This is a genomic window from Streptomyces sp. NPDC006552, from assembly GCF_040611655.1.
Taxonomy (GTDB): Bacteria; Actinomycetota; Actinomycetes; order Streptomycetales; family Streptomycetaceae; genus Streptomyces.
The window spans coordinates 1-22669 of sequence record NZ_JBEXOS010000092.1 but is presented as its reverse complement, the minus strand read 5'-3'; the positions used below and the strand labels follow the sequence as shown (position 1 = coordinate 22669).

The window sequence follows — 22669 nt, the reverse complement described above, 5'->3', positions numbered from 1 at the left end:
CTGGGCGATGTAGTCGGTGCGGGGGCGCCGGGCGATGTCGCCGGGGGCGCCCTGCTGGACGACGTGCCCGTGCTCCACGACGACGAGGCGGTCGGTCCACCGGTTGGCAGGTCACGCCTGGTGGAAGCGGGATTCGAGGTGGGCGTGGCCCGTGGGCGTCAGGGCGCCGTGCACCCGCATCCGGGCCACCCCGCCATCAGGAAACGCATCGAGCCGGACATGCGTAGCGACCACCCCCGACGCCAGCGCGAACCGATGCACCGTATCGGGCTGGAGCCGGGTCCGCGGAATGATCTCGAACCAGTCCCCGGCCTCCCCGTCGCGCCCGCTCAGCGCGATCCACCCCGCCGAGTTCCCCTTCAGATACGCCGTGTCGATCTCGACGGCCCGGATCACCCCCTGCGCGGCGAGCCGGAACCGCACCCAGTCATTGGTGCCGTGGACGCGGCGGCGCCGGTTCTCCCAGCCGTCGTCCATCTTCCGCGAGGTACCGGGCAGGATGATCTGCGTCGGCGAGGAGTAGAACCGGTCCGACGCGTCCTCGTACACACCCCCGTTGAGTACGCAGACCAGGTCGGCCGTGCCGAGCAGCGCGAGCCACTCGGGGTCGGGTACCACCTCGCCGTGGACGCGGAGCCGGGCGATGCCCCCGTCGGGGTGCTGGCACAGGCGCAGGTGCGTGAAGCGGCGCTGCGAGGTGACGGCGAAGGCGTTGGCGGCGTGGCCGCGGACCTGCGCGCGCGGGACGATCTCCTCCCACTCCACGTCGTCGGCGAGCAGCTCCGCCACGCTGGGGGCGCCCGGCACGGCGGCGGCCTGGATGCTGACGCCCTGGGGGTAGTTGCCGCGGAAGTGCGCGGTGTCCACGATGACGCCCCGGACGACACCGGGCGCCCCGAGCCGCACGATCGCCCAGTCGTGGTCCTCGGGCGCGGGGAACGGCGCGTCGGCCGTGCCCCGGCGGCGCCGCGTCTCCCAGCCGTCCATGATCTTGCCCTTGTGCCCGAAGTGCTCGGGGTCGAAGACGGCCCGCTCGCGCACGAGGAGGTTCTCGCGCTCGGCGAAGAACTCGTCGTTGGCGGCGACGACCCCGGCGCCGAGCCGGCGGTCGGCCAGGTCGACGAGGTGGTCGAAGCCGGTGGCGTCACCGAAGGCGCGGTAGTCGGCGTACGGGTCGCCGCCCGCGTAGGGGGCGGCGTCGTTGGCGTGCGGGTCGACAGTTGCGGAGGTCGTCATGGACCCAGCGTCCGCCGCACCGACCGACCAGGTCCATCGAAAGTTTCCGGGGTGGTTGTTAAGGCGGGGCGAACGGTGCCGGTGGTCAGTCCGCTCGGGGGCGCAGCGCGGTGAGCACCCGCCCCACCGTCGCCCCCTGCTCCGCCCCCTTGCGCACGGCCGCCACCACGTGCCGGACGGGCCGGTCCGCGCCGAGCGCACACATCACGACGCCGTCCCGCCCGGCCGCCGCCATCCGCGGCACCAGCGCCACACCCATGCCCGCCTCGACCATGGCGAGGATCGCGGTCCACCCGGACGCGCTGTGCGCCTGCTCGGGCACGAACCCGGCGGCCTCGCACGCGGCGAGGGTGATCTCGGACCAGGGCCCGGAGCCGCCGAAGATCCACGGTTCACCGGCGAGGTCGGCGAGGCGCGGCCCCGGCTCCTGCGCCAGGGGATGCCCGACCGGCAGCGCCACGTCCAGCGGGTCGGCGAGCAGCGGCACCCGGGTGAATTTCGGGTCGCGGGCGGTCGGCGCGTGCGCGGCGAGCGAGAGGGCGAGGTCGACGTCGCCGGAGGCGAGCAGTTCGTAGGCCTGGCCCGCCTCGGCCTCGCGGACCCGGACGGTGATGCCGGGGTGGGCGGCGCGCAGCGCCCGGACCGCCGGCACCACGAGCGCGGGCACGGCGGTGGAGAACGCGGCGACCCGCACCGTGCCCGACTCCCCGTGCAGGTGCTGGGCCAACTCGGCGTCAGCACGCTCCAGTTGGGCGAGGACGGCGTCCGCGTGGCTCAGTACGAGGTGGGCCGCGTCGGTGAGCCGCACCCGCCGCCCCTGCGCCTCCAGGAGCGGCACACCGAGCTGCCGGGCCAGGTTGGTGAGCTGCTGCGAGACGGCGGAGGGCGTCATGAGGAGCGTCTGCGCGGTGGCGGTGACCGTCCCCCGCTCCCGCAGGGTCCGCAGGATCACCAGCTTCTTGATGTCCCACCGGTCGGGCCTCGGCGCGTGCTCGCTCATACGCCCCAACGTAACCCGGCCTACGCTGACGGCATGCGGCAGACGGTGAGGATCCGGGCGGCCCGCCCCGAGGAGGCGGACCAGCTGAGTGCGCTGGCCCTGCGGTCGAAGGCGCACTGGGGGTACGACGAGGACTTCATGGCGGCGTGCGTCGCCGAGCTGACGGTGCGGGCGCACGAGGTCACGGCGCGGCGCACCGCGGTCGCCGAGGCGCCGGACGGGCGCCTCCTCGGCCTCGCGACACTCGAAGGCCGCCCGCCACGAGGCGAGTTGGGCCTGCTGTTCGTGGACCCGGACGCGATCGGCGGCGGCGTCGGACGGCTCCTGTTCGACCATGTGCGCGCGACGGCCCGCGCCGCGGGTTTCACCCGGTTCGGCTGGGCCGCCGACCCGAACGCGGTGCCGTTCTACGAGGCGATGGGCGGGCGCCGGACCGGCTCGGTCCCGTCCGGCTCGCTGCCGGGCCGGGTGCTGCCGCTGATGGAGCTGGAGCTGGGCGCGGCCGCTACGGAAGCGCGGCGAGCCACTCCACCAGCAGCCGGTTGACCTCGTCGGGCCGTTCCTGCTGGAGCCAGTGCCCGGCGCCGTCGAGCACGTGGGAGGAGACGAGCCCGGGCAGGGTCTTCGGGTACGCCGCGATGGCGTCGGCGAGCCAGGTCGTGGACGCGTCGCGCGCACCGCCGATGAAGAGGGACGGCTGCGGGATCGGCGCGCCGTCGTACGGTTCGAGGTCGGCCCAGTCGCGGTCCATGTTCCGGTAGCGGGCGAGCGCGCCGCTCAGTCCGGTGCGCTCGAACTCGGCCGCGTAGACGTCGAGTTCGCGCTCGCTCAGCCAGGCGGGGAGCCGGCCGGGGGCGGGGAAGCGGTCCCGCATCCGGCCGCCGCGCGCGACGAAGTGCGGGTCGGGGTCGTGCGGTGCGGGCATCGTGTCGGCGGACAGGGCGGCGTAGAGCCCGGCGAGCCAGCCGCGTACGTCGGGTTCGATCTCGGCCTCGGCGCGGCCGGGGTCCTGGAAGTACGCGACGTAGAACTCCTCGGCGCCCGCTCCCATCCGGGCGAAGAGTTCGCTGGGCCGGGGGCCGCCGCGCGGCGCGTAGGGCACGCTCAGCAGGCCGACCGCGCGGAAGACGTCCGGCCGCAGCAGGGCCGAGGCCGCGGCGATGTTCGCGCCCCAGTCGTGCCCGACGACCACGGCGGACTCCTCGCCGAGGGCGTGCACCACGGCGGCGTTGTCCGCGACCAGCTCGGTCATCCGGTAGGCGTCGGTCGCGGCGGGGCGGGAAGAGCGTCCGTATCCGCGTACGTCGAGGGCGACGGCCCGGTAGCCGGCCGCGGCCAGGGCCGGCTGCTGGCGGCGCCAGGAGTACCAGGACTCGGGGAAGCCGTGCAGGAGCAGGACGAGCGGGCCGCTGCCCTGTTCCACGAGGTGGGCGCGGCCCGCCGGGGTGGGGACGAGGCGGTGGACGGGCGCGGGGACGGGCGGCTGCGGCATGGGGACCTCCGGGTGCGGCTGCGCTGCGGTTCTCCGATCCTCTCCCCGGCCGGCCCGTGCCGTCGCTCCTCCTTGCCGGTCCGGCAAATTCACCGGCGCCGGGCCCGGCCCGCCGCCGAGGCGAGGACGACGCCGGCCAGGATCAGGGCCATGCAGAGGAGCTGTGTCCAGCCCATCGCCTCGCCGAGGACGGCGTAGGACAGCAGGGCCACGCAGACCGGTTGCAGGTAGTAGACGGCGCCCGCGCGGGCCGGGCCGACCAGGGCGATCGCCTTGTTCCAGGCGAAGAAGGCGACGGCCGAGGAGGCCACGCCGACGTACAGCAGCGGGCCTGCGGTGCCCGCGCGGACCTCGAACCCGCCCTGCGCCGCGACGCTCACCGCGTAGGCGGGCGCCAGCAGCGCCGTGCCCACCACGAACGTCGCGAAGAGGAAGGCCACGCCGCCGATCTTTGGGGACCTGCGGCGCAGCAGCGCGCTGTAGGAGCCGAAGCAGAACGCGGCGGCCACGGTCCACAGGTCGCCGGGGGCGAAGTCGGGGTGCAGGGAACCCTTGCTGACGAGGAGCAGGACGCCCGCGCAGGCCAGCAGGGTCCCGGTGGCGCGGCGGGCGCCGAGGCGCGCGCCGCCCAGCCGTTCGTACAGCGCCATCAGCACCGGGGACGCCGCCATGATCATGCCCATGTTTCCGGCGGAGGTGGTCAGGCCCGCCTGGTTGACGAGGGTGTTGTAGACGGTGACGCCGAGCAGCGCGGCGAGCGTGAGATGGCCCAGGTGGCGCCGGAGCAGGGCCCGTTCGCGCCAGGCGGCGCGCAGGCCGAAGGGGGCCAGCGCCACGAGCGCGATGATCCAGCGCCAGAACGCGTGCTGGACCGGCGGCACGCTGTCGTGCAGCGCGCGGGCGGTGACGAAGCTGCCGGACCAGACGACGGTGGCGAGGGCGGCGAGGGCCAGTCCGGCCCCGAGCCCGCCGGCCGCCCGCCCGGGGGTGGCGCTCGGCGCCGCGGGGGTGCGGGTGCGGTCCAGGACTGCCATGAGAGGCCTCTCTGCGGTGGTTCGGTGGGGTCCGGGGACACCGTCGCAGGAGGATACCGATCACGTCCATCGAATGTTTCCGGCAGATACGTTTAGAGAACCTGCACGATGGACCTTCTACCGCAGCGAGTAGGTGCCGAACTCCGCGGGAAGGTCGAGAGAGTCGACTCCCCCGTTCGCGTCCCGCGCCGCCCACGCCGCGTACCCGTCGGGCCGTACCAGCAGGGCGGTGCGGCGGTCGCTCGCCCAGTGGGCGACGCGCAGCCCGTCGTTCTTGTACGCGCTCCCCGCGGGCAGGATCAGCACGAACTCGCCCGCGCGCAGGGCCTCGTAGAGCCGGGAGCCGCCGGCCAGGCGGACGTCGGGCACCCGCTTGCCGACGAGCGGGTGCGCGCCCCGGGGGGCCGGGTAGGCGAAGCCGGTGCCGGTGACCTGGCCGATGACCCGGGCGCGGGCGGGCCCGACCCGGCCGAGGACCGCGGTGAGGGCGGCCCGCGCGGCCAGCGTCCAGGGGTACTTGGCCATCGCCATCCGCACGATGCCGCCGCTGCTGCGCAGCACGGCCTTGCCGACAGGGTGCCGCTCGGCCTCGTAGGTGTCCAACAGGGCGTCGGACGCGCGGCCGTTGACGACCGCCGCCAGCTTCCACCCCAGGTTGGCGGCGTCCTGTAGGCCCGTGTTCATGCCCTGGCCGCCCGCCGGGGTGTGCACGTGGGCGGCGTCGCCGGCGAGCAGGACGCGGCCCACCCGGTAGGCGGGGGCCTGGCGTTCGTCGCTGTGGAAGCGGGACATCCAGCGGGCGTCGTGCATGCCGTAGTCGTGACCGAGGGCGAGCCGGGCGACCTCCTTGATCTCGTCGAGGTCGAGGGGTTCGGTGTCGGCGGCGTCGCGGGCCCGGTTCCAGCCGATGACGCGGTAGTAGCCGTCGCCGAAGGGCGCGATGAAGGCGAAGGCGTCCCCGGCCGCGTTCACCGTCAGGAGGTTCTCCGGCTCCTCGGCGAGGCGGACGTCGGCGAGGACGACGGAGCGGATGACGGACCTCCCGGGAAAGGGCAGCCCCACCGCGTCGCGCACGGCGCTGCGCATGCCGTCGGTGCCGACGACGTAGGAGGCGGTCAGCTCGGCGGGCGTGCCGTCCGCGGAGCACACCTGGAGGGTGACGCCGTCGGCGTCCTGGACCAGGCCCGTCACCTCGGTCTCGTACGCGAAGGAGACCCCGGTCTCGACGGCGCGCCGCTCCAGGACCTTCTCCACCTCGTACTGCGGGACGACCAGGACGTGGTTGAAGCGGGAGGGCAGTGCGGCGAGGTCGACGGAGAGGCCGCCGAAGAGGCGGAGCCGGTCGAGCGGGCGCCCCTTCTCCTCGATCTCGTCGGCCATCGCGCGCGCGTCGAACTGCTCCAGGGTGCGGGCGTGCACGACGAAGGCGCGGGAGAGGTTGCTGATCCGGTGGGGGCGCCGCTCCACGAGGGTGACGGGGACCCCGGCGGCGGCGAGGTCCGCGGCGAGCAGCAGACCGGTGGGGCCCGCGCCGACGACGATGACGGAGCGGTCGGACCGGGTGCCGTGGTGCGCGGTGCCGGGCATGAGGGCCTCCTACGACGGGGCGACATCCGTGGGCCGGAGCCGGTGGGTCAACGCTTGTTGGCAAACGTAGAACCGGGCCCCTGGACTGTCAACACGTGTTGGCCTACGGTTGTTGGCATGAGCGAGACGCAGCAGACGGGGCGCCGGTCCGACGCCACCCGGGCCACGATCCTGGCGGTGGCCCGGGAGCGGTTCGCGGCGGACGGGTACGAGCGGGCCACGATCCGGGCCATCGCCCGCGACGCCCGGATCGATCCGTCGATGGTGATGCGGTACTTCACCAACAAGGAGGGCCTCTTCGCGGCGGCCGTCGCGCTGGACCTGCACCTGCCGGACCCCGCCGACGGCCCGCCCGAGGAGATCGGCCGCACCCTGGTGCGCCACTTCGTGGACCTGTGGGAGGAGAACGAGGTGCTCACGGCCCTGCTGCGGGTCGGCGTGACCAACCCGGCCGCCGCCGAGCGCATGCAGGGCGTCCTGCGCGACCAGCTGATCCCGGTGGCGCGCAAGGTGTGCCCGGAGCCGGAACAGGCGCCCGCGCGCGCGGCGCTCAGCGCCTCTCAGGTGCTCGGGCTCGCGCTCACCCGGTACGTGCTGCGCTTCCCGGCGAGCGTGGCGCTCAGCCGCGAGGAGATCGTGGACTGGCTGGCACCGACGCTCCAGCGCTACCTGACGGCGGAGCTGCCGCGCACCCCCTGAGGCCGACGCCCGCGAGAACGCGTCGAGGGCACCCGCCGCGCCAAGTGCGCGGCGAGTGCCCTCGACCGTGAAGACCTGTGGGTCAGCCCTGCTTGGGCTGCTTGCGGGACTTGTCGCCCAGCACCACGAGACCGGCGATCACCAGGAAGATGACGATCGGGGCCGCGACGTAGAGACCGAGCGTGTCGAGCACGCTCAGGCCCTTACCCGGGTCGTCGCCGTCGTCGCGCGTGAGCGCGAGCGCGGGGGACGACATCAGCAGCATCATCAGCGTCGTACCGGAGGCCAGGGCGCCGGCGCGCAGGGCGTTCTTCTTGTCCACGGTGCCAACGTAGCGAACGCCTAAACGGCGCGCGCGTCCGGGGGGCCTGTAAGAGGCAGGTCCGGCTCCGCGAAGACGCGCAGCAGCGCGTGCGCGCGGGGCGAGGCGGTCAGTTCCTCCAGCGTGACGGGGCGGCCGGTGGCGTCGGCGACGGGCAGCCGCCAGTTCGGGTACTCGGTCCAGGTGCCGGGCAGGTTCTGCGGGCGCCGGTCGCCCACCAGGTCCGGGAGCCACACGCCGACGAGCCGGGCCGGGGTGCGCCGCAGGAAGCGGTGGACCGCGCGGACGGCCTCCTCCTCGTCGGCCCGGTCGCCGGGCGCCAGCAGGCCGAGCCGGGTGAAGAGCTCCAGCCACTCGGCGATCTCCGCCGCCGCCTCCGCGGGCGTCGCCGTCGACAGGCCGAGCCGCTCGCGCAGCCGGACGTCGTCGCCGCTGAGCCGGGCCGCGGTGGACGGCAGGTCGTGGGTGGTGGCCGTGGCGACGCAGTCGGTGCGCCACTGCTCGGCGGGGACCGGACTGCCGTCGCCTTTCGGCGGGTACTGCCGTTCGAACCAGAGCACGGACGTGCCGAGCACGCCGCCCTCGCGCAGCCGTTCGCGCACGCCGGGCTCGACGGTGCCGAGGTCCTCCCCGATGACGTACGTCCCCGACAGCGACGCCTCCAGGAGCAGGACCGCGAGCATCGCCTCGGCGTCGTAGTGGACGTACGTGCCCTCGGTCGGGGCCTCGCCCTCGGGGATCCACCAGAGCCGGAAGAGGCCCATCACATGGTCGATGCGGACGGCTCCCGCGTACCGCATCAGCGTGCGCAGCAGGTCGCGGAAGGGCGCGTAGCCGGTCGCGGCGAGGCGGTCCGGGCGCCAGGGGGGCAGGCCCCAGTCCTGGCCGGCCGCGTTGAACGCGTCCGGCGGCGCGCCCACGCTCATGCCCTGCGCGAAGACGTCGCGCTGCGCCCACGCGTCGGCGCCGCCCGGGTGCACCCCGACCGCGAGGTCGTGCACGAGCCCGATGGGCATGCCCGCGTCGCGCGCGGCGCGCTGGGCCGCGGTCAGCTGGGTGTCGGTGAGCCAGGCGAGCCGGCAGTGGAAGTCGACGCGGTCGGCCAGCTCGTGGCGCGCGCGGGCCGTCTCGGGCGAGCGCGGGTCCTGGAGCGCCGCCGGCCAGCTGTGCCGGTCGGGGCCGTGGCGCTCGGCGAGCGCCTGGTAGGTGGCGTGGTCCTCCAGGGCGGCGCCCTGGGCGGCGAGGAAGTCGTCGTAGGCGGCGCGGCGGCCGGGGCTGAGCGGCACGGCGTGCAGCGCTTCGAGGGCCTGGCGCTTCACCGCCCACACCGCGTCCCGGTCGATCAGCTCCCCGTCGCGCAGCACCGCGTCCCGCAGCCGGGCGGCGTCCTCGGCGCGGGCGGGCGCGTACGCGTACTCGGGTACGTCCTCGACGCGCAGGTGCACGGGGTCGGGGAACCGGCGCGACGACGGGCGGTACGGGGAGGGGTCCATGGCGCCGCCGGGGCCGCTGGGGACCGCCGCGTGCAGCGGGTTGACCTGGAGGAAGCCCGTGCCGTGGGTGCGGGCCGACCAGGACGCGAGGTCCGCGAGGTCGGCGAGGTCGCCCATGCCCCAGGAGCGGCTGGAGAGCAGGGAGTAGAGCTGGACCAGCAGGCCGTGCGTGCGCTCGGGCGGGAGCGGGGCCGTGCGGGGGGCGGCGATCAGATGGGCGGTCGCCGTCGCCCCGTCGGGGGTCCGCACCGTGAGGGGGTGTACGCCCGGCGGCGGGTCGGGCGGTGCGCCGTCGCCGGCCGGGTGTTCCCAGGGCGTCGCCGTGCCGGCCAGGGACAGCCGCGTGCCCGCGGGGAGCCCGTCCAGCCAGGAGGGCCGCGGCCCGTCCAGCCACCACACCACCGTCGGCGGCAGCAGCCGCGCGGCGGTCTGCGCCTCCCGCGCGGCGAGCGCGTCCCGTACGGCCTGCGGGGTGGCGGCGTCCACGCCGAGCGCGGCGAGCGCCGCGACGACGGCGGTGTCACTGGCGCGCACCGTGCTCCCCGGCGCCGGGGAGTACGAGGTGGCGACGCCGTGCAGCGCGGCGAGCCGGGCCAGGCTCATCCCGCGGCCAGGCCGCTCGGCGTGGGCTCGGAAGTCAGGGGGGCCGCGTCGGTCAGGGGCGGCTCGGAGGTCAGCGGGGCGTAGTCGGCGAAGCAGGGTTCGCTGGTCAGCGGGGGTTCGGCGGACGACGTGGTGGTGTCGGCGCCGGTCATGACGGTGTCCGCCTGTTTGGACAGGGCCGAGAGCAGAAGGTGAGCCGATGCGGCCACGAGGGCCTCCTTCGTCGATGAGCTGCTTGGTCTCGTTCGTGTCGGGAGTCGGAAGTCATACCCAGTCGGCACGAAGGCAGACCTGTACGGACGGACAACGTGTTGCTGCTCACATTGTGGACGGCGGGAAGAAGGAGGTCGGGGAAGGCGGCACACCGGAATTCTTCCGGCCGCCCCACCGGTCCCGGCGGGGCACTCGCGCCACGGGAGTCACGAGCGTTGACACTCCGTACCGGACAGTGGTGGGCTCGGTCCCCAGCCTGGGACATGTCCCTCCCCTTGACCAGTCACCGACCACCCGAGGAGTACGCCGTGCAGCTCCGGCGCAGGAAGGGGGCGGTCGCCGTCGCGGCCGCCGTCATCGCGGGGACGCTGACCGGGGCCACCGGGGCGGTGGCGGCGCCGCCGCCCGGGCCCACGGCCGGCGATCCGGCGGCGGAGTCGAAGCTCCGCGCGGTGTGGCCGCGCCCGCAGTCGCTGACGGCGGCGGCGGCCGGGGTCCGGGTCACCGACGACGTGGTCCTCGTGGTCCCGCCCGGGACGGACCCGTACGCCGTGGACGCGGTGCGGAGCGTGCTGGGCGGCGCGGGGGCGCGGGAGCTCCGGCAGGTCGGCGGCGCGGCGCAGGTGCCGGCCGGGCCGGGCCTGGTGGTCCGCCTGGGCACCGCCGCGCCCGCGGGGGCCGCGACCGGCGCGGCGGGCTCGCTCGACGCGGCCCTGCGCGGGCTCGGCGCCGCCGCCCGCCGCGACCTGCCCGCGGGCGGCTACCGCCTCGCCGTGGGCCGCGCGGCCGGGCGCCCCACCGTCGCGATGGAGGGCGTCGGGACGGACGGCCTCTTCCACGCCGTGCAGACCTTCCGGCAGCTGATCACCGGGCGCGCGGTCGCCGGGGCCGTGGTGCGGGACTGGCCGGGCACCGCGGTGCGCGGCCTGACCGAGGGGTTCTACGGGACGCCGTGGACCGTCGAACAGCGGCTCGCGCAACTCGACTTCATGGGCCGCACCAAGCAGAACCGCTACCTCTACGCCCCCGGCGACGACCTGTTCCGGCAGGCGCGCTGGCGCGAGCCGTACCCGGCGCGGCGGCGCGCGGATTTCCGCCGGCTCGCCGAGCGGGCCCGCTCCCGGCACGTGACGCTCGCCTGGGCCGTCGCCCCCGGACAGGCGATGTGCATGTCCTCCGCCGACGACGTCCGGGCGCTCACCCGCAAGCTGGACGCGATGTGGGCGCTCGGGGTGCGGGCCTTCCAGCTCCAGTTCCAGGACGTGTCGTACAGCGAGTGGCACTGCGCGGCCGACGCGCGCGCGTTCGGTTCGGGGCCCGAGGCCGCGGCGCGGGCGCAGGCGCGGGTCGCCGACGCGGTGGCGCGCCACCTCGCGGCCCGGCACCCGGACGCCGCACCGCTGTCGCTGATGCCGACCGAGTACTACCAGGAGGGGACGACCGCGTACCGGACGGCGCTCGCGCGCGGCCTCGACGACGCGGTGCAGGTCGCGTGGACCGGCGTCGGCGTGGTGCCGCGCACCATCACCGGCCGGGAGCTGGCGGGCGCCCGGACCGCGTTCGGCTCGTCGGGCGACGCGCACAAGCTGCTCACGATGGACAACTACCCGGTCAACGACTACGCCCAGGACCGGATCTTCCTCGGCCCGTACACCGGCCGGGAGCCCGCGGTGGCGGCCGGTTCGGCGGCGGTGCTCGCCACCGCGATGGAGCAGCCGGCGGCGTCCCGCATCCCCCTGTTCACCGCGGCGGACTACGCGTGGAACCCGCGGGAGTACCGGGCGGCGGAGTCCTGGCGGGCGGCGATCGCCGATCTGGCGGGCGGCGACGCGCAGGCCGGCGCCGCGCTGGCGGCGCTCGCGGGCAACGACGCCTCCTCGGTCCTCGGCGGCGAGGAGTCGGCCCGGCTGCGGCCGCTGATCTCCGCGTTCTGGCAGGCCCGCACGGGGACGGACGCGGTACGGAAGAGGGCGGCCGGCCGGGCGTTGCGGGACGCGTTCACCGTGCTGCGGCGCACGCCTGCCGGTCTGGAGCGGCCGCCGGTGGCCGCGCTCGGGACCGAAGTGCGGCCCTGGAGCGAGAAGCTCGGCGCGTACGGCGCGGCGGGCGAGGCGGCCGTCGACATGCTGGACGCGGCGGGACGCGGTGACCGGACGGTGGCGTGGAGTGCGGCGCGGCGCCTGGCGGCACTGCGGAGCGGGCTGAAGAAGAGCCGGGTCACCGTCGGCAAGGGGGTCCTCGACCCGTTCCTGGCCCGGGCCGAGCAGGCGTTCGAGGCCTGGGTGGGACTGACCGCGCCCGACGCGGCGCGCGGCGCGCGGGCGGACCTTCCGCGCGTGCGGGCCCTCTCGGCGGTCTCCGTACTCGCCGAGCCGGGTACCACCGGCTCGGTCGAGGCCCATGTGCCGGGCGAGGGGTGGCGGCGGCTCGGCGCGCTCGCGGCGGGCGGCTTCACGGAGCTGGCCGTGCGGAACGTGCGGGCGGACGCGGTGCGGGTCACGGGCGCGGACGAGGACGCGGTGCGCCATCTCGTCCCCTGGTACGCGGACTCCCCCGCCGCCTCCCTGACGCTGGCCCGCACCGAGGCCGACGCGGAGATCGGCGGCGCCGCCCGGCGCGTGACCGCCCGGCTGACCGCACAGCGACCCGCCGACGTCCGCGGCAGCCTGACGGCGCGGGCGCCGCACGGCATCCGGGTGCGGCTGCCGAAGGAGTCCGCGCTGCCGCGCGGCACCACGGTGGAGGTGCCGGTCGACATCACGGTCCCCACCGCCACCCCGGCCGGGACGTACGAGATCCCGCTGACCTTCGGCGGCGCGACGCGGACGGTGTCGGTCCGCGCCTACCCGCGCACGGCCGGCCCCGACCTGGCCCGCTCCGGCACGCCGTCCTCCTCGGCGGACGAGACCCCGGACTTCCCGGCGGGCAACGCCAACGACGGGCGGCCCGGGACCCGCTGGTCCTCCCCGGCCGAGGACGGCGCGTGGTGGCAGGTCGCCCTCGCGCACCCGGTCCGGCTCGGCCAGGTGGTGCTGCGCTGGCAGGACGCGTACGCGAGCGGCTACCGCGTCCAGACCTCCGCCGACGGCCGCACCTGGCGCACCGCGGCGACCGTGCGGGACGGGCACGGCGGACGCGAGGCGGTGCGGATGGACGCGCGGGACGTGCGCTTCGTCCGCATCGTGGGTGACCGGCGGGCGACACGGTTCGGCATCTCGCTGTGGTCGGTGGAGGCGTACGCGGTCGCGGAGTGAGGTGAGCCACCGCGCTGCCGCTGCCGCGGCGCCCCGTGCGCCGGCCACGCTGCCCGCCGCACGCTACTTGGCCAGGTTCGCCGGTGGTATCGGCGAGGCGGCGAGGGACTGGGGTGACGTGGTGGAGGCGTAGGCGGACGGCGCGGAGACGCCGGCCGCCGGGTCCGCGACCGCCGTCTCGCCGTCGACCTGGACCGGGACGCCGCCGACGATGCGGATGCCCGCCTCGTCGAAGGTCCGCTTGATCCGCCAGCGCAGCTCGCGCTCGATGGTCAGCGCCTTGCCGGGCATGGTCTTGGCGGTCACCCGGACCACCATCGAGTCGAGCAGCACGCTGTCCAGGCCGAGCACCTCGACGGGGCCCCAGAGCATCTCGTTCCACGGCTCGGTCTTGCTCATGGCCTCGCCGGCCTCGGCCAGCACCGCCTTGACCCGGTCCAGGTCCTCGTCGGCGCGGACGGTGACGTCGACGCCGGCGGTGGCCCAGCCCTGGGAGAGGTTGCCGATCCGCTTGACCTCGCCGTTGCGCACGTACCAGATCTCGCCCTTGTCGCCGCGGAGCTTGGTGACGCGCAGGCCGACCTCGATGACCTCGCCGGAGGCGACGCCCGCGTCGATGGTGTCCCCGACGCCGTACTGGTCCTCCAGGATCATGAAGACGCCGGAGAGGAAGTCGGTGACGAGGTTGCGGGCGCCGAAGCCGATCGCGACACCGGCGACCCCGGCGGAGGCCAGCAGCGGCGCCAGGTTGATCTCGAACGTGCCGAGGATCATCAGCGCCGCCGTGCCCATGATCAGGAACGAGGCGACCGAGCGCAGCACGGAGCCGATGGCGTGCGAGCGCTGCCGCCGCCGCTCCACGTTGACCAGCAGTCCGCCGAGCGCGGTGCCGTCGACGGCCTGCGCCGTGCGGTTCATCCGGTCGATCAGCCGGGTGATGGTGCGCCGCACCGCGACCCGCAGCACACACGCGATGACGACGATCAGCAGGACACGCAGGCCGATGCCGAGCCAGGCGGACCAGTTCTGCTCGACCCAGCTGGCGGCCTGTCCGGCCTGGTCCTGGGCGTCCTTGAGGGTGGGTTGCGCGGCGTCGGACGAGGAGTCGCTCGCCCGTGCCGACAGGACGGACAAGATCACAGCAGGTACCTCCAGGCGTTGCCATCCGCCCGCCGCTCGGGCACGGCTCGGGGACAGGAGCGGGCAGACCCACCACACTAACGGGGCATTGTGTGCGGATCGTTGTCATGTCGGCGGGAGAGACCGTACTCACCTGGGGAGGAAGGAGGGTGTGGTCGAAAACACTCCAAGGCCGTTACGTGGACATGGTGGCGCCACGACCAGCCATGAGGGGAGACTGGCCACGAGATCGTCCCGGCGCGAGCCACGCGCCGCCGGCGTACAAGGAGGCATCCGTGCCGCATGTCCTGGTCCTCAACGCGTCGTACGAGCCACTCGGCGTCGTACCGCTCCGCCGCGCGCTCGTACTCGTCCTCGAGAACAAGGCCACGTGCCTCGAGGAGTCCGGCGCCTTCATGCACAGCGCGACACGTACCGTCCCCGCTCCCAGCGTGGTCCGGCTCAAGCGGTTCGTCCGGGTCCCTTACCGGGGGCCCGTTCCTCTGACCCGGCGCGCGCTGTTCGCCCGGGACGGCGGCCGGTGCATGTACTGCGGTGGCGTCGCAACCAGCGTCGACCACGTGATCCCGCGCAGCCGCGGGGGTCTGCACGCCTGGGACAACGTGGTGGCGTCGTGCCGCCGCTGCAACCACACCAAGGCCGACCGCCACCTGGTGGAGATCGGCTGGCGCCTGCGCCACAAACCGGCTCCGCCGTCGGGGCTCGCCTGGCGCATCATCGGGACCGGACACCGCGATCCGCGCTGGCTGCCCTACTTGCAGCCGTTCGGCGCGGAAGAGGCCCTGGCCCGGATCGAGGGCGTCTCCGCCTGACGGACGATCCGGACCCGCACCTTTCCGGGGCGGCCGCACACCGAGAGGCGCGCGGCCGCCGTCCCGCGGAGCGGAACGCTTCTGCACGCTTGTTCGAGTGAACGCCTCCCGCACTCCCGGCATCCCGGGCCCGCCCGCGCCCAGAGTCCTGCGCGGGGCACCCGGCACCGGCCTAGCCTGGCCACGGCGACGCGGAGGACCAGCGATGAGCGCCGAATCCATCTCGGAGCCGTTCATGGAGCCGGGGCAGGACCCCATCGATCTGTTGATCGCGATCGAGGAGGCGTCCCAGGCGCCGATCCGGCCCGAGTACATCGAGGGAACCGTCCTCGTGCCTCCACAACCCGAGCACCGGCACAATGCCGGCGCAGTCAAACTGACCGTCCAGTTCCATGCGGCCGGATTCGACCTGGCCGGCGTGAACAACGGTTACCGAGTCGCCCACCAGGACGGACGGACCCGCGCTCTGCTCGTCCCGGACTTCTGCATCTGCCGTCGCGAGCCCACCGATCTCGACGAGGCCTATCGCCGGACCCGTCGCGGCTGGTACCCCATCGACCTGATCGCCCTCGTCGGCGAGGTCACCTCCAGCGACCATGAGACGGACACCGGCCCCAAACTGCGCACCTGCGCCGCCGCCGACGTGCCCGTCCACGTCCTCGTCGACCGCCACGCCAAGAAGGCCTGCTGCCACCCGGCCCCTGTCGAGGGCCGCTGCACGACCCGCACCGAGGTGGACCTCGGCCGGCCGCTCCCCCTCCCCGAGCCCTACCCGACGCTCGACACCGCTCCCTTCCCCGACTGAGCGCCCGGCCCCGGATAACGACTTGGCCGCGCCGGCACCACCGGCTATTGACGCCGACTTCACCCGCGCCTTACGTTCCTCGCATCCAATAGGAAACTTTCCTAACAGTGCGGCGAGGAGACCACCCGATGGCCGGTCCGGCAGGCAGTACCCCCGGCACCCCGAGCGTGCTGCGCGCCATGAACGACCGGGCCGCGCTCGACCTCCTCGTCGCCCACGGCCCGCTGACCCGCACCCGGATCGGTGAACTCACCGGCCTGTCCAAGCCGACCACCTCGCAGATCCTCGGCCGGCTGGAGAGCGCCGGGCTCGTGCGGACCACCGGGAGCCAGACCGGCCGCCCCGGCCCGAACGCCGTGCTCTACGAGATCCGCCCGGACGCCGCGCACGTGGCCGCCCTCTCCGCCGACCCGAACGGCATCACCGCGACCGTCGCCGACATCACCGGCGCCGAACGCGGCCGCCACCGCATCGAGGCCGCGGCGGTGGCCCGGGACGTACGGCACCGCACCGCCCAGCTCGTCACCGAGGCCGTCGACGGCGCGCTCGCCCGCGCCGGGCTCGGCCACGACGACCTGACCGCCACCGTCATCGGCACCCCGGGCGCCATCGACCCGGGCACCGGCCGGCTCCGGTACGCCCCCCACCTGCCCGGCTGGCACTCGCGCACCCTGCGCGCCGAGCTGGCCGAGGTGCTCGGCACCCCGGTCTCCATCGAGAACGACGTCAACCTCGCCGCCGTCGCCGAGCAGTACGAGGGCGCGGCCCAGGACCACGACGACTTCGTCCTCGCCTACGTCGACGAGGGGGTCGGCGCCGCCATCGTGCTCGGCGGCGTCCTGCTGCGCGGCGCCACCGGCGGCGCCGGTGAGATCGGGTACATGCCGCTGCCCGGCGCCCCGCTGGCCCGCGGCGGCGACGCCGTGGCCGCCCGCACCGACGCGGGCGGCGGGTTCCAGAGCCTGGTCGCCGCGCCCGCCGTGCGCCAACTCGCGGGCGGCACCGATGACTTGAGCGTGGCGCTCGCCCGGGACGACGTCCTCGACGAGGTCGCCCGGCGGCTCGCCACCGGCCTCGCCGCCGTCGTCGCCGTCGTCGACCCCCAGCTCGTCGTCCTGTCCGGCCAGGTGGCCAAGGCCGGCGGCGACGCCCTGCGCGAGCGCGTGGAGGCCGAGCTGACCGGACTCGCCCTGCCCCGGCCCCAGTTGCGCATCAGCGAACTCTCCGGCGACCCCATCCTCACCGGCGCCCTGCGCACCGCCCTCACCGAGGCCCGCGCCACCGTCTTCGACACCAGCACCGCCTGACCCCGCCCCACGACACCCCCCCTACGCACCGCCCCGCTCCCCCGACCCCCGTACACGTAAAGGACGTTCGCCATGCCGCGATGGCGTATACCCCTGCGCGCCCCCGTGGTGCTCGCCGCGGCCGGACTGCTGCTCGCCGGCTGTGCCAACCCGAGCACCGGAAGCGCCGCCGACGATCCGACGAAGCCGGTCACGCTGAAGTTCTGGCACGGCTGGTCGGCGCCCGGCGAGGTGAAGGCGATCAACGACTCGATCGCCCGCTTCGAGAAGCTCCACCCGAACATCCACGTGCGGGCCACGGGGAACGTCTCGGACGCCACCGTGAACCAGGCCCTGCGCGCCGGCGGCGACGAGGCCCCCGACGTCGTCTCGTCCTTCACCACGAACAACGTCGGCCAGTACTGCGACTCCGGCATGTGGGCCGACCTCGACCCGTTCATGAAGAAGACCGGGCTCGACAAGAAGAAGGTCTTCCCGCAGTCCCTCCTCGACTACACGAGCTACCGGGGCAACCAGTGCGCCCTGCCGCTGCTCGCGGACGCGTTCGGCATGTACTACAACAAGGACGCCTTCGACGAGGCGGGCATCGCGCACCCGCCGAGGACGATGTCCGAGTTCGTCGCCGACGCCGAGAAGCTGACCGAGCGGAAGGGCGACTCCTACCGGCGCGTCGGCTTCATGCCCGACTTCCGGCTCTACCAGAACAGCCCCGACCGGCTCTTCGCCCAGTGGGGACCCACGTACTTCGACCCGAGCGGGAAGTCGCGGCTCGCGCAGGACCCGGCGACCTACAAGTTCTTCGCCACCGCGAAGAAACTGCGGGACGCGCAGGGCGGCTACGACGCCCTGGAGCGGTTCCGGACCTCCTTCGGCGACGAGATGTCCAACCAGAACGCCTTTCTGAGCGGGAAGCTCGCCATGCACCTGGACGGCGAGTGGCGGGGGCTGATGCTCGACGACGCCAAGGCGAAGTTCAAGTGGGGCGTCGCGCCGCTGCCCGTCCCGGACGACCAGGCCGAGACGTACGGCCGCGGCTATCTGACCGGCACCGTCGCCGGGATCGCGCACAGCAGCAAGCACCAGAACGCCGCCTGGGAGCTGGTGCGGTTCCTGACCGCCGACACCGATCAGGTGGTGAAGTTCGCCAACGCGATCCACAACGTGCCCTCGACGAAGGCGGCGCTCGCCTCGCCCGACCTGGACGCCGATCCGACGTTCCGCACCTTCCTCGACATCGCGAAGAACAAGTACAGCCAGGTCCTGCCCCCCTCGACCAACGGCGGCATGTACGTCGTGCAGTTGCAGGACTTCTCGTACACCGAGGAGGCGGGCAAGGTCCCAGACCTGAAGAAGGGGCTGCGCCGGCTCGACAAGCTGATCGACGCCGACACGCTCCAGTCGAAGAACTGATCGCGGAACCGAGGAACACCGAGGAAACAGGACTCGCGCATGGCACTCACCCTCTCCCGGCCCGCGCGCCGCAGACTGCGCACGCTGGGCTTCCTCTCCCCCTGGCTGATCGGGTTCAGCGTCTTCTTCGCCTACCCGCTGCTGGCCACCGTCTACTTCTCGTTCATGCACTACAACCAGATCAAGGCGCCCACCTTCGTGGGGCTGCGGAACTGGAAGTACGTGTTCCAGGACATGCCGCTGTTCGGCCCGGCCCTGTGGAACACGCTGTGGCTGGTCGTCGTCATGGTGGCGCTCCGCGTCGTCTTCGGGCTCTCGCTCGGGCTGCTCGTCACGAAGATCAAGACGGGCGTCGGCTTCTTCCGCACCGCCTTCTACCTGCCCTACCTCGCCCCGCCGGTCGCCGCCACGGTCGCGTTCGTCTTCCTGCTCAACCCGGGGACCGGACCGGTCAACGAGGTCCTGGCCAAGATCGGCATCGACGGGCCGAACTGGTTCAACGACGCGGTCTGGGCCAAGCCCTCCCTCGTCCTGCTCTCGCTGTGGGGCATCGGCGACCTGATGGTCATCTTCATGGCCGCGCTCCTGGACGTGCCGAAGGAGCAGTACGAGGCCGCCGACCTCGACGGGGCCGGCCCGTTCGCCAAGTTCCGGTACGTGACCTGGCCGTCGATCACGCCGATCGTGATGTTCGCCGTCGTCACCGGTGTCGTGCAGACGATGCAGTACTACACGCAGGCCCTGGTCGCCGGGAAGATCGCCTCCGGCGTCTCCATCGGCCCCGGCTCGGTGATCCAGCCCGGCTACCCCGACCACTCGACCCTCACGGTCCCCCAGCTCGTCTACTCGATGGGCTTCCAGAACTTCAACACCGGCGCGGCGTGCGTGCTCTCGCTCGTCCTGTTCGTCATCGCGATGGCCGTGACCATGCTGCTGATGCGCAAGCGCTCGGGCCTGCTCGCGGCGGAGGACTGATCCCCATGACCACTACGACCCTGCGCCCGCCGTCCCTGCCGGCCGACGCCACCGCCCACGACAGCGGCCCGGCCGGCGCCCGCGCCCGCCGCAAGCGCGTCCTGCACTGGATCGCCGTGCACAGCGTCGCCATCGCCGTGGCGCTGCTGTTCGTACTGCCCTTCGTCTTCGTCTTCCTCACCTCCGTGATGAGCGACGACCAGGCGATGAGCGGCGACCTGTGGCCCGACGCCTGGCACTGGGAGAACTACAAGGCCGTCGTCGAGACCGACGGCTTCCTCGACTGGTGGAAGAACTCGCTCCTCTACGCGGCCGCGGGCACGCTGCTGACCGTGTGCTCCGCGATCCCGGTGGCGTACGCGCTCGCCAAGTTCCGCTTCCGCGGCCGGCGCACCGCGATGCTCCTCGTCATCTCGACGATGATGCTGCCGCCGCAGGTCATCGTGATCCCGATGTACCTGGTGTGGGCCCAGCAGTTCCACCTCGCGGGGACGCTGTGGCCGCTGATCATCCCGATGGCGTTCGGTGACGCGTACTCGATCTTCCTGCTCCGCCAGTTCCTGCTGACGATCCCCAAGGAGTACATCGAGTCGGCGAAGGTCGACGGCTGCGGCGAGCTGCGCACCCTGCTGAAGATCGTGGTGCCGATGGCCAAGCCGGGCATCGCCGCGATCGCCCTGTTCCAGTTCTTCTACTGCTGGAACGACTACTTCGGGCCGCAGATCTACGCGGCCCAGAACCCGGCTTCCTGGACACTGAGTTACGGCCTGGAATCCTTCAAGTCCGCGCACAGCGTCAACTGGAACCTGACGATGGCCGCGACGCTGCTCGTGATGGCGCCGGTCTGCCTCGTCTTCTTCTTCGCACAGAAGGCCTTCGTCGAAGGCGTCACCCTCACCGGAGTAAAGGGCTAGGAACTGCTATGAAGCTCGCCGTGGTCGGCGGAGGGTCGACCTACACACCCGAACTCATCGACGGATTCGCGCGGTTGAGGGACACGCTGCCGATCGAGGAGCTGGTCCTCGTCGACCCGGCCGCCGACCGTCTCGACCTGGTGGGCGGTCTCGCCCGCCGGATCTTCGCCAAGCAGGGCCACCCCGGCACCATCCGCACCACCTCCGACGTGGACGCGGGCGTCGCCGGCGCGGACGCCGTCCTGCTCCAGCTGCGCGTCGGCGGCCAGGCCGCCCGCAACCAGGACGAGACGTGGCCGCTGGAGTGCGGCTGCGTCGGCCAGGAGACCACCGGCGCCGGCGGCCTCGCCAAGGCGCTGCGCACGGTGCCGGTGGTCCTCGACATCGCCGAGCGGGTGCGCCGGGCCAACCCGGACGCCTGGATCATCGACTTCACCAACCCGGTCGGCATCGTGACAAGGGCGCTGCTCCAGGCCGGTCACAAGGCCGTGGGCCTGTGCAACGTGGCCATCGGCTTCCAGCGCAAGTTCGCCAAGCTGCTCGACGTGAGCCCCGCGCAGCTGCACCTGGACCACGTCGGCCTCAACCACCTCACGTGGGAGCTGGGCGTGCGCCTCGGCGGCCCGGACGGCGAGAACCTGCTGCCGCGCCTGATCGGCGAGCACGGCGACGCCCTCGCCGCCGACCTGCACATGCCGCGCGAGATCGTCGACCGCCTCGGCGTCGTGCCCTCGTACTACCTGCGCTACTACTACCAGCACGACGCGGTCGTACGGGAGCTGCGCACCAAGCCCTCCCGCGCCGCGCAAGTGGCGGAGATGGAACGCGAGTTGCTTCAGATGTACGGCGACCCCACGCTCGACGAGAAGCCGGAGCTGCTGTCCAGGCGCGGTGGCGCCTTCTACAGCGAGGCGGCCGTGGACCTGGCCGCGTCCCTGCTGGGCGGCGGCGGATCGCCCTACCAGGTCGTCAACACGTACAACAACGGCACGCTGCCCTTCCTCCCCGACGACGCGGTCATCGAGGTGCAGGCGGCGGTGGACGGCAAGGGCGCGCGCCCGCTGCCCGTCCCGCGGCTCGACCCGCTGTACGCCGGGCTCATCGCGAACGTGACGGCGTACGAGGACCTGGCCCTGGAGGCCGCCCTGCGCGGCGGCCGCGACCGCGTCTTCAAGGCGCTGCTCGCACACCCGCTGGTGGGCCAGATCGAGTACGCGGACCGGCTCACGGACCAGTTGATCGCCCACAACCGGGAGCACCTGGCGTGGGCCTGAGCACCAGCGTGCTCGCGATCGACGCGGGCAACAGCAAGACCGATGTCGCGGTGGTCGCGGCCGACGGCCAGGTCGTCGGCGCGGCCCGCGGCGGCGGGTTCCAGCCGCCCCGGGTCGGGGTGGCGGCGGCCGTGGACGTCCTGACGGAGGCGGTCGGCCGGGCCTTCGCGCAGGCGGGCGTCGAGACGGTCGGCCACGTCTCGGCGTGTCTGGCCAACGCCGATCTGCCGGTCGAGGAAGCGGAGCTGGCGAAGGCGCTGCGGGCCAGGGGCTGGGCGGCGTCGGCGAGCGTGGACGTGCGCAACGACACGTTCGCGGTGCTGCGGGCCGGGCTCCTGGAGGACGCGGAGCCGCGCGGGGTCGCCGTGGTCTGCGGCGCGGGCGTCAACTGCGCGGGCATGCTCCCCGACGGCCGCACCGCCCGGTTCCCGGCGATCGGCAAGATATCCGGCGACTGGGGCGGCGGCGGGGGCCTGGCGGAGGAGGCCCTCTGGTACGCGGCGCGGGCGGAGGACGGCCGCGGCGAGCGCACCGCTTTGATGCGGGCGCTGCCCGGCCACTTCGGCCTCTCCTCCATGTACGCCCTGATCGAGGCCCTGCACCTGGGCCACGTCCCCATGGAGCGGCGCCACGAATGCGCGCCGGTCCTCTTCGCCACGGCGGCGGAGGGTGATGCGGTGGCCCGGGCGCTGGTGGACCGGATGGCCGACGAAGTGGTGGCCATGTCGACGGTGGCGCTGCGCCGCCTGGACCTGCTGGACGAGGAGGTCCCGGTGCTGCTCGGGGGCAGTGTGCTGGCGGCGCGCCATGCGCAACTGGACGCGCGTGTCCGGGAGTTGCTGGCCGAACGGGCGCCGAAGGCGGTGGTGCGGGTGGTGTCCGAGCGGCCCGTGCTGGGCGCTGCGCTGCTGGGGCTGGATGCGGTGGGGGCTGCGCCGGACGTGTATGTGAGGTTGCGGGCGTTCTACGCGGCCTGAGCGGGGTCGTTGCGGTCGTATGCGAGGCGCGCCGCCGTCGTGGCTGGTCGCGCAGTTCCCCGCGCCCCTGAGGCATGCGCTGCGCGCAGCCTCCCCTCCAGGGGTGCGGGGAGCTGCGCGAC

Annotated in this window: 20 protein-coding genes; 11 read left to right on the top strand and 9 right to left on the bottom strand. The window is 73.7% G+C overall.

The window, feature by feature from the left end; translation table 11 throughout:
• Nucleotides 1-111: 111 nt before the first annotated feature.
• On the bottom strand, nt 112-1236 hold the full coding sequence (alc, locus tag ABZY33_RS33355; RefSeq protein ID WP_356495456.1) for an allantoicase: 1125 nt from the start codon (nt 1234-1236) through the stop codon (nt 112-114).
• Nucleotides 1237-1321: 85 nt separating this feature from the next.
• Complete coding sequence (locus ABZY33_RS33350; RefSeq protein WP_356495455.1) at nt 1322-2236, bottom strand: LysR family transcriptional regulator; 915 nt, start codon at nt 2234-2236, stop codon at nt 1322-1324.
• Between the two features lie 33 nt (nt 2237-2269).
• Between ABZY33_RS33350 and ABZY33_RS33345 the strand changes: the two genes are divergently transcribed.
• Entirely contained in the window at nt 2270-2782 is a 513-nt protein-coding gene (locus ABZY33_RS33345) for a GNAT family N-acetyltransferase (protein ID WP_356495454.1), read from the top strand.
• Here ABZY33_RS33345 and ABZY33_RS33340 read toward each other — a convergent pair.
• The 3 genes from ABZY33_RS33340 to ABZY33_RS33330 all read right to left on the bottom strand — a co-directional run bounded on the left by ABZY33_RS33340 (nt 2742) and on the right by ABZY33_RS33330 (nt 6349).
• Nucleotides 2742-3728 (bottom strand): alpha/beta hydrolase, encoded by a 987-nt coding sequence (locus ABZY33_RS33340; RefSeq protein ID WP_356495453.1) that lies wholly within the window; start codon nt 3726-3728, stop codon nt 2742-2744. The two genes, ABZY33_RS33345 and ABZY33_RS33340, sit on opposite strands and share 41 nt — an antisense overlap.
• Nucleotides 3729-3817: 89 nt before the next feature.
• Nucleotides 3818-4762, bottom strand: coding sequence for a DMT family transporter (locus ABZY33_RS33335; protein ID WP_356495452.1), 945 nt, complete (start codon nt 4760-4762; stop codon nt 3818-3820).
• 117 nt (nt 4763-4879) lie between these two features.
• Complete coding sequence (locus ABZY33_RS33330; protein ID WP_356495451.1) at nt 4880-6349, bottom strand: FAD-dependent monooxygenase; 1470 nt, start codon at nt 6347-6349, stop codon at nt 4880-4882.
• Between the two features lie 117 nt (nt 6350-6466).
• Between ABZY33_RS33330 and ABZY33_RS33325 the strand changes: the two genes are divergently transcribed.
• Nucleotides 6467-7048 carry a TetR family transcriptional regulator gene (locus tag ABZY33_RS33325; RefSeq protein ID WP_356495450.1) on the top strand — a complete coding sequence of 194 codons (582 nt, stop codon included), beginning with the start codon at nt 6467-6469 and terminating at the stop codon, nt 7046-7048.
• Nucleotides 7049-7130: 82 nt separating this feature from the next.
• Here ABZY33_RS33325 and ABZY33_RS33320 read toward each other — a convergent pair whose 3' ends face one another.
• The 3 genes from ABZY33_RS33320 to ABZY33_RS33310 are packed head-to-tail and all read right to left on the bottom strand — an operon-like array spanning nt 7131 to nt 9675.
• On the bottom strand, nt 7131-7370 hold the full coding sequence (locus ABZY33_RS33320; protein WP_356495449.1) for a hypothetical protein: 240 nt from the start codon (nt 7368-7370) through the stop codon (nt 7131-7133).
• Nucleotides 7371-7390: 20 nt separating this feature from the next.
• A complete protein-coding gene (gene malQ, locus ABZY33_RS33315) occupies nt 7391-9466 on the bottom strand; it encodes a 4-alpha-glucanotransferase (protein ID WP_356495448.1) in 2076 nt (691 codons plus the stop codon).
• Nucleotides 9463-9675, bottom strand: coding sequence for a hypothetical protein (locus ABZY33_RS33310; RefSeq protein ID WP_356495447.1), 213 nt, complete (start codon nt 9673-9675; stop codon nt 9463-9465). Before ABZY33_RS33310 ends, malQ begins: the two co-directional genes overlap by 4 nt.
• A gap of 312 nt (nt 9676-9987) precedes the next feature.
• Between ABZY33_RS33310 and ABZY33_RS33305 the strand changes: the two genes are divergently transcribed.
• On the top strand, nt 9988-12933 hold the full coding sequence (locus ABZY33_RS33305) for a beta-N-acetylglucosaminidase domain-containing protein (RefSeq protein ID WP_356495446.1): 2946 nt from the start codon (nt 9988-9990) through the stop codon (nt 12931-12933).
• Nucleotides 12934-12996: 63 nt separating this feature from the next.
• On the opposite strand, the gene ABZY33_RS33300 is transcribed toward ABZY33_RS33305, so the two are convergent.
• Nucleotides 12997-14073 carry a mechanosensitive ion channel family protein gene (locus ABZY33_RS33300; protein ID WP_356495445.1) on the bottom strand — a complete coding sequence of 359 codons (1077 nt, stop codon included), beginning with the start codon at nt 14071-14073 and terminating at the stop codon, nt 12997-12999.
• Nucleotides 14074-14348: 275 nt separating this feature from the next.
• On the opposite strand from ABZY33_RS33300, the gene ABZY33_RS33295 reads away from it, so the two are divergent.
• The 8 genes from ABZY33_RS33295 to ABZY33_RS33260 all read left to right on the top strand — a co-directional run bounded on the left by ABZY33_RS33295 (nt 14349) and on the right by ABZY33_RS33260 (nt 22547).
• Nucleotides 14349-14885 carry an HNH endonuclease gene (locus ABZY33_RS33295; RefSeq protein ID WP_356495444.1) on the top strand — a complete coding sequence of 179 codons (537 nt, stop codon included), beginning with the start codon at nt 14349-14351 and terminating at the stop codon, nt 14883-14885.
• Nucleotides 14886-15090: 205 nt separating this feature from the next.
• Nucleotides 15091-15690 carry a Uma2 family endonuclease gene (locus ABZY33_RS33290; protein ID WP_356495443.1) on the top strand — a complete coding sequence of 200 codons (600 nt, stop codon included), beginning with the start codon at nt 15091-15093 and terminating at the stop codon, nt 15688-15690.
• A gap of 128 nt (nt 15691-15818) precedes the next feature.
• Complete coding sequence (locus ABZY33_RS33285; protein ID WP_356495442.1) at nt 15819-16997, top strand: ROK family transcriptional regulator; 1179 nt, start codon at nt 15819-15821, stop codon at nt 16995-16997.
• A 72-nt stretch (nt 16998-17069) separates the two neighbouring features.
• Entirely contained in the window at nt 17070-18407 is a 1338-nt protein-coding gene (locus tag ABZY33_RS33280; RefSeq protein ID WP_356495441.1) for an ABC transporter substrate-binding protein, read from the top strand.
• A 39-nt stretch (nt 18408-18446) separates the two neighbouring features.
• Complete coding sequence (locus tag ABZY33_RS33275) at nt 18447-19382, top strand: sugar ABC transporter permease (RefSeq protein WP_356495440.1); 936 nt, start codon at nt 18447-18449, stop codon at nt 19380-19382.
• 5 nt (nt 19383-19387) lie between these two features.
• Nucleotides 19388-20296, top strand: coding sequence for a carbohydrate ABC transporter permease (locus ABZY33_RS33270; protein WP_356495439.1), 909 nt, complete (start codon nt 19388-19390; stop codon nt 20294-20296).
• An 8-nt stretch (nt 20297-20304) separates the two neighbouring features.
• Nucleotides 20305-21570: a 6-phospho-beta-glucosidase gene (locus tag ABZY33_RS33265; RefSeq protein ID WP_356495438.1), complete on the top strand. Its 1266-nt coding sequence runs from the start codon at nt 20305-20307 to the stop codon at nt 21568-21570.
• Nucleotides 21561-22547 (top strand): BadF/BadG/BcrA/BcrD ATPase family protein, encoded by a 987-nt coding sequence (locus ABZY33_RS33260; protein WP_356495437.1) that lies wholly within the window; start codon nt 21561-21563, stop codon nt 22545-22547. Before ABZY33_RS33265 ends, ABZY33_RS33260 begins: the two co-directional genes overlap by 10 nt.
• Nucleotides 22548-22669: the final 122 nt, after the last annotated feature.

Coding starts and splice junctions, on each gene's coding strand:
- ABZY33_RS33290 (WP_356495443.1), top strand. CDS start 15,091: ATGAGCGCCGAATCCATCTCGGAGCCGTTCATGGAGCCGGGGCAGGAC.
- ABZY33_RS33335 (WP_356495452.1), bottom strand. CDS start 4,762: ATGGCAGTCCTGGACCGCACCCGCACCCCCGCGGCGCCGAGCGCCACC.
- ABZY33_RS33345 (WP_356495454.1), top strand. CDS start 2,270: ATGCGGCAGACGGTGAGGATCCGGGCGGCCCGCCCCGAGGAGGCGGAC.
- ABZY33_RS33285 (WP_356495442.1), top strand. CDS start 15,819: ATGGCCGGTCCGGCAGGCAGTACCCCCGGCACCCCGAGCGTGCTGCGC.
- ABZY33_RS33265 (WP_356495438.1), top strand. CDS start 20,305: ATGAAGCTCGCCGTGGTCGGCGGAGGGTCGACCTACACACCCGAACTC.
- ABZY33_RS33270 (WP_356495439.1), top strand. CDS start 19,388: ATGACCACTACGACCCTGCGCCCGCCGTCCCTGCCGGCCGACGCCACC.
- ABZY33_RS33275 (WP_356495440.1), top strand. CDS start 18,447: ATGGCACTCACCCTCTCCCGGCCCGCGCGCCGCAGACTGCGCACGCTG.
- ABZY33_RS33350 (WP_356495455.1), bottom strand. CDS start 2,236: ATGAGCGAGCACGCGCCGAGGCCCGACCGGTGGGACATCAAGAAGCTG.
- alc (WP_356495456.1), bottom strand. CDS start 1,236: ATGACGACCTCCGCAACTGTCGACCCGCACGCCAACGACGCCGCCCCC.
- ABZY33_RS33325 (WP_356495450.1), top strand. CDS start 6,467: ATGAGCGAGACGCAGCAGACGGGGCGCCGGTCCGACGCCACCCGGGCC.
- ABZY33_RS33280 (WP_356495441.1), top strand. CDS start 17,070: ATGCCGCGATGGCGTATACCCCTGCGCGCCCCCGTGGTGCTCGCCGCG.
- ABZY33_RS33340 (WP_356495453.1), bottom strand. CDS start 3,728: ATGCCGCAGCCGCCCGTCCCCGCGCCCGTCCACCGCCTCGTCCCCACC.
- ABZY33_RS33330 (WP_356495451.1), bottom strand. CDS start 6,349: ATGCCCGGCACCGCGCACCACGGCACCCGGTCCGACCGCTCCGTCATC.
- malQ (WP_356495448.1), bottom strand. CDS start 9,466: ATGAGCCTGGCCCGGCTCGCCGCGCTGCACGGCGTCGCCACCTCGTAC.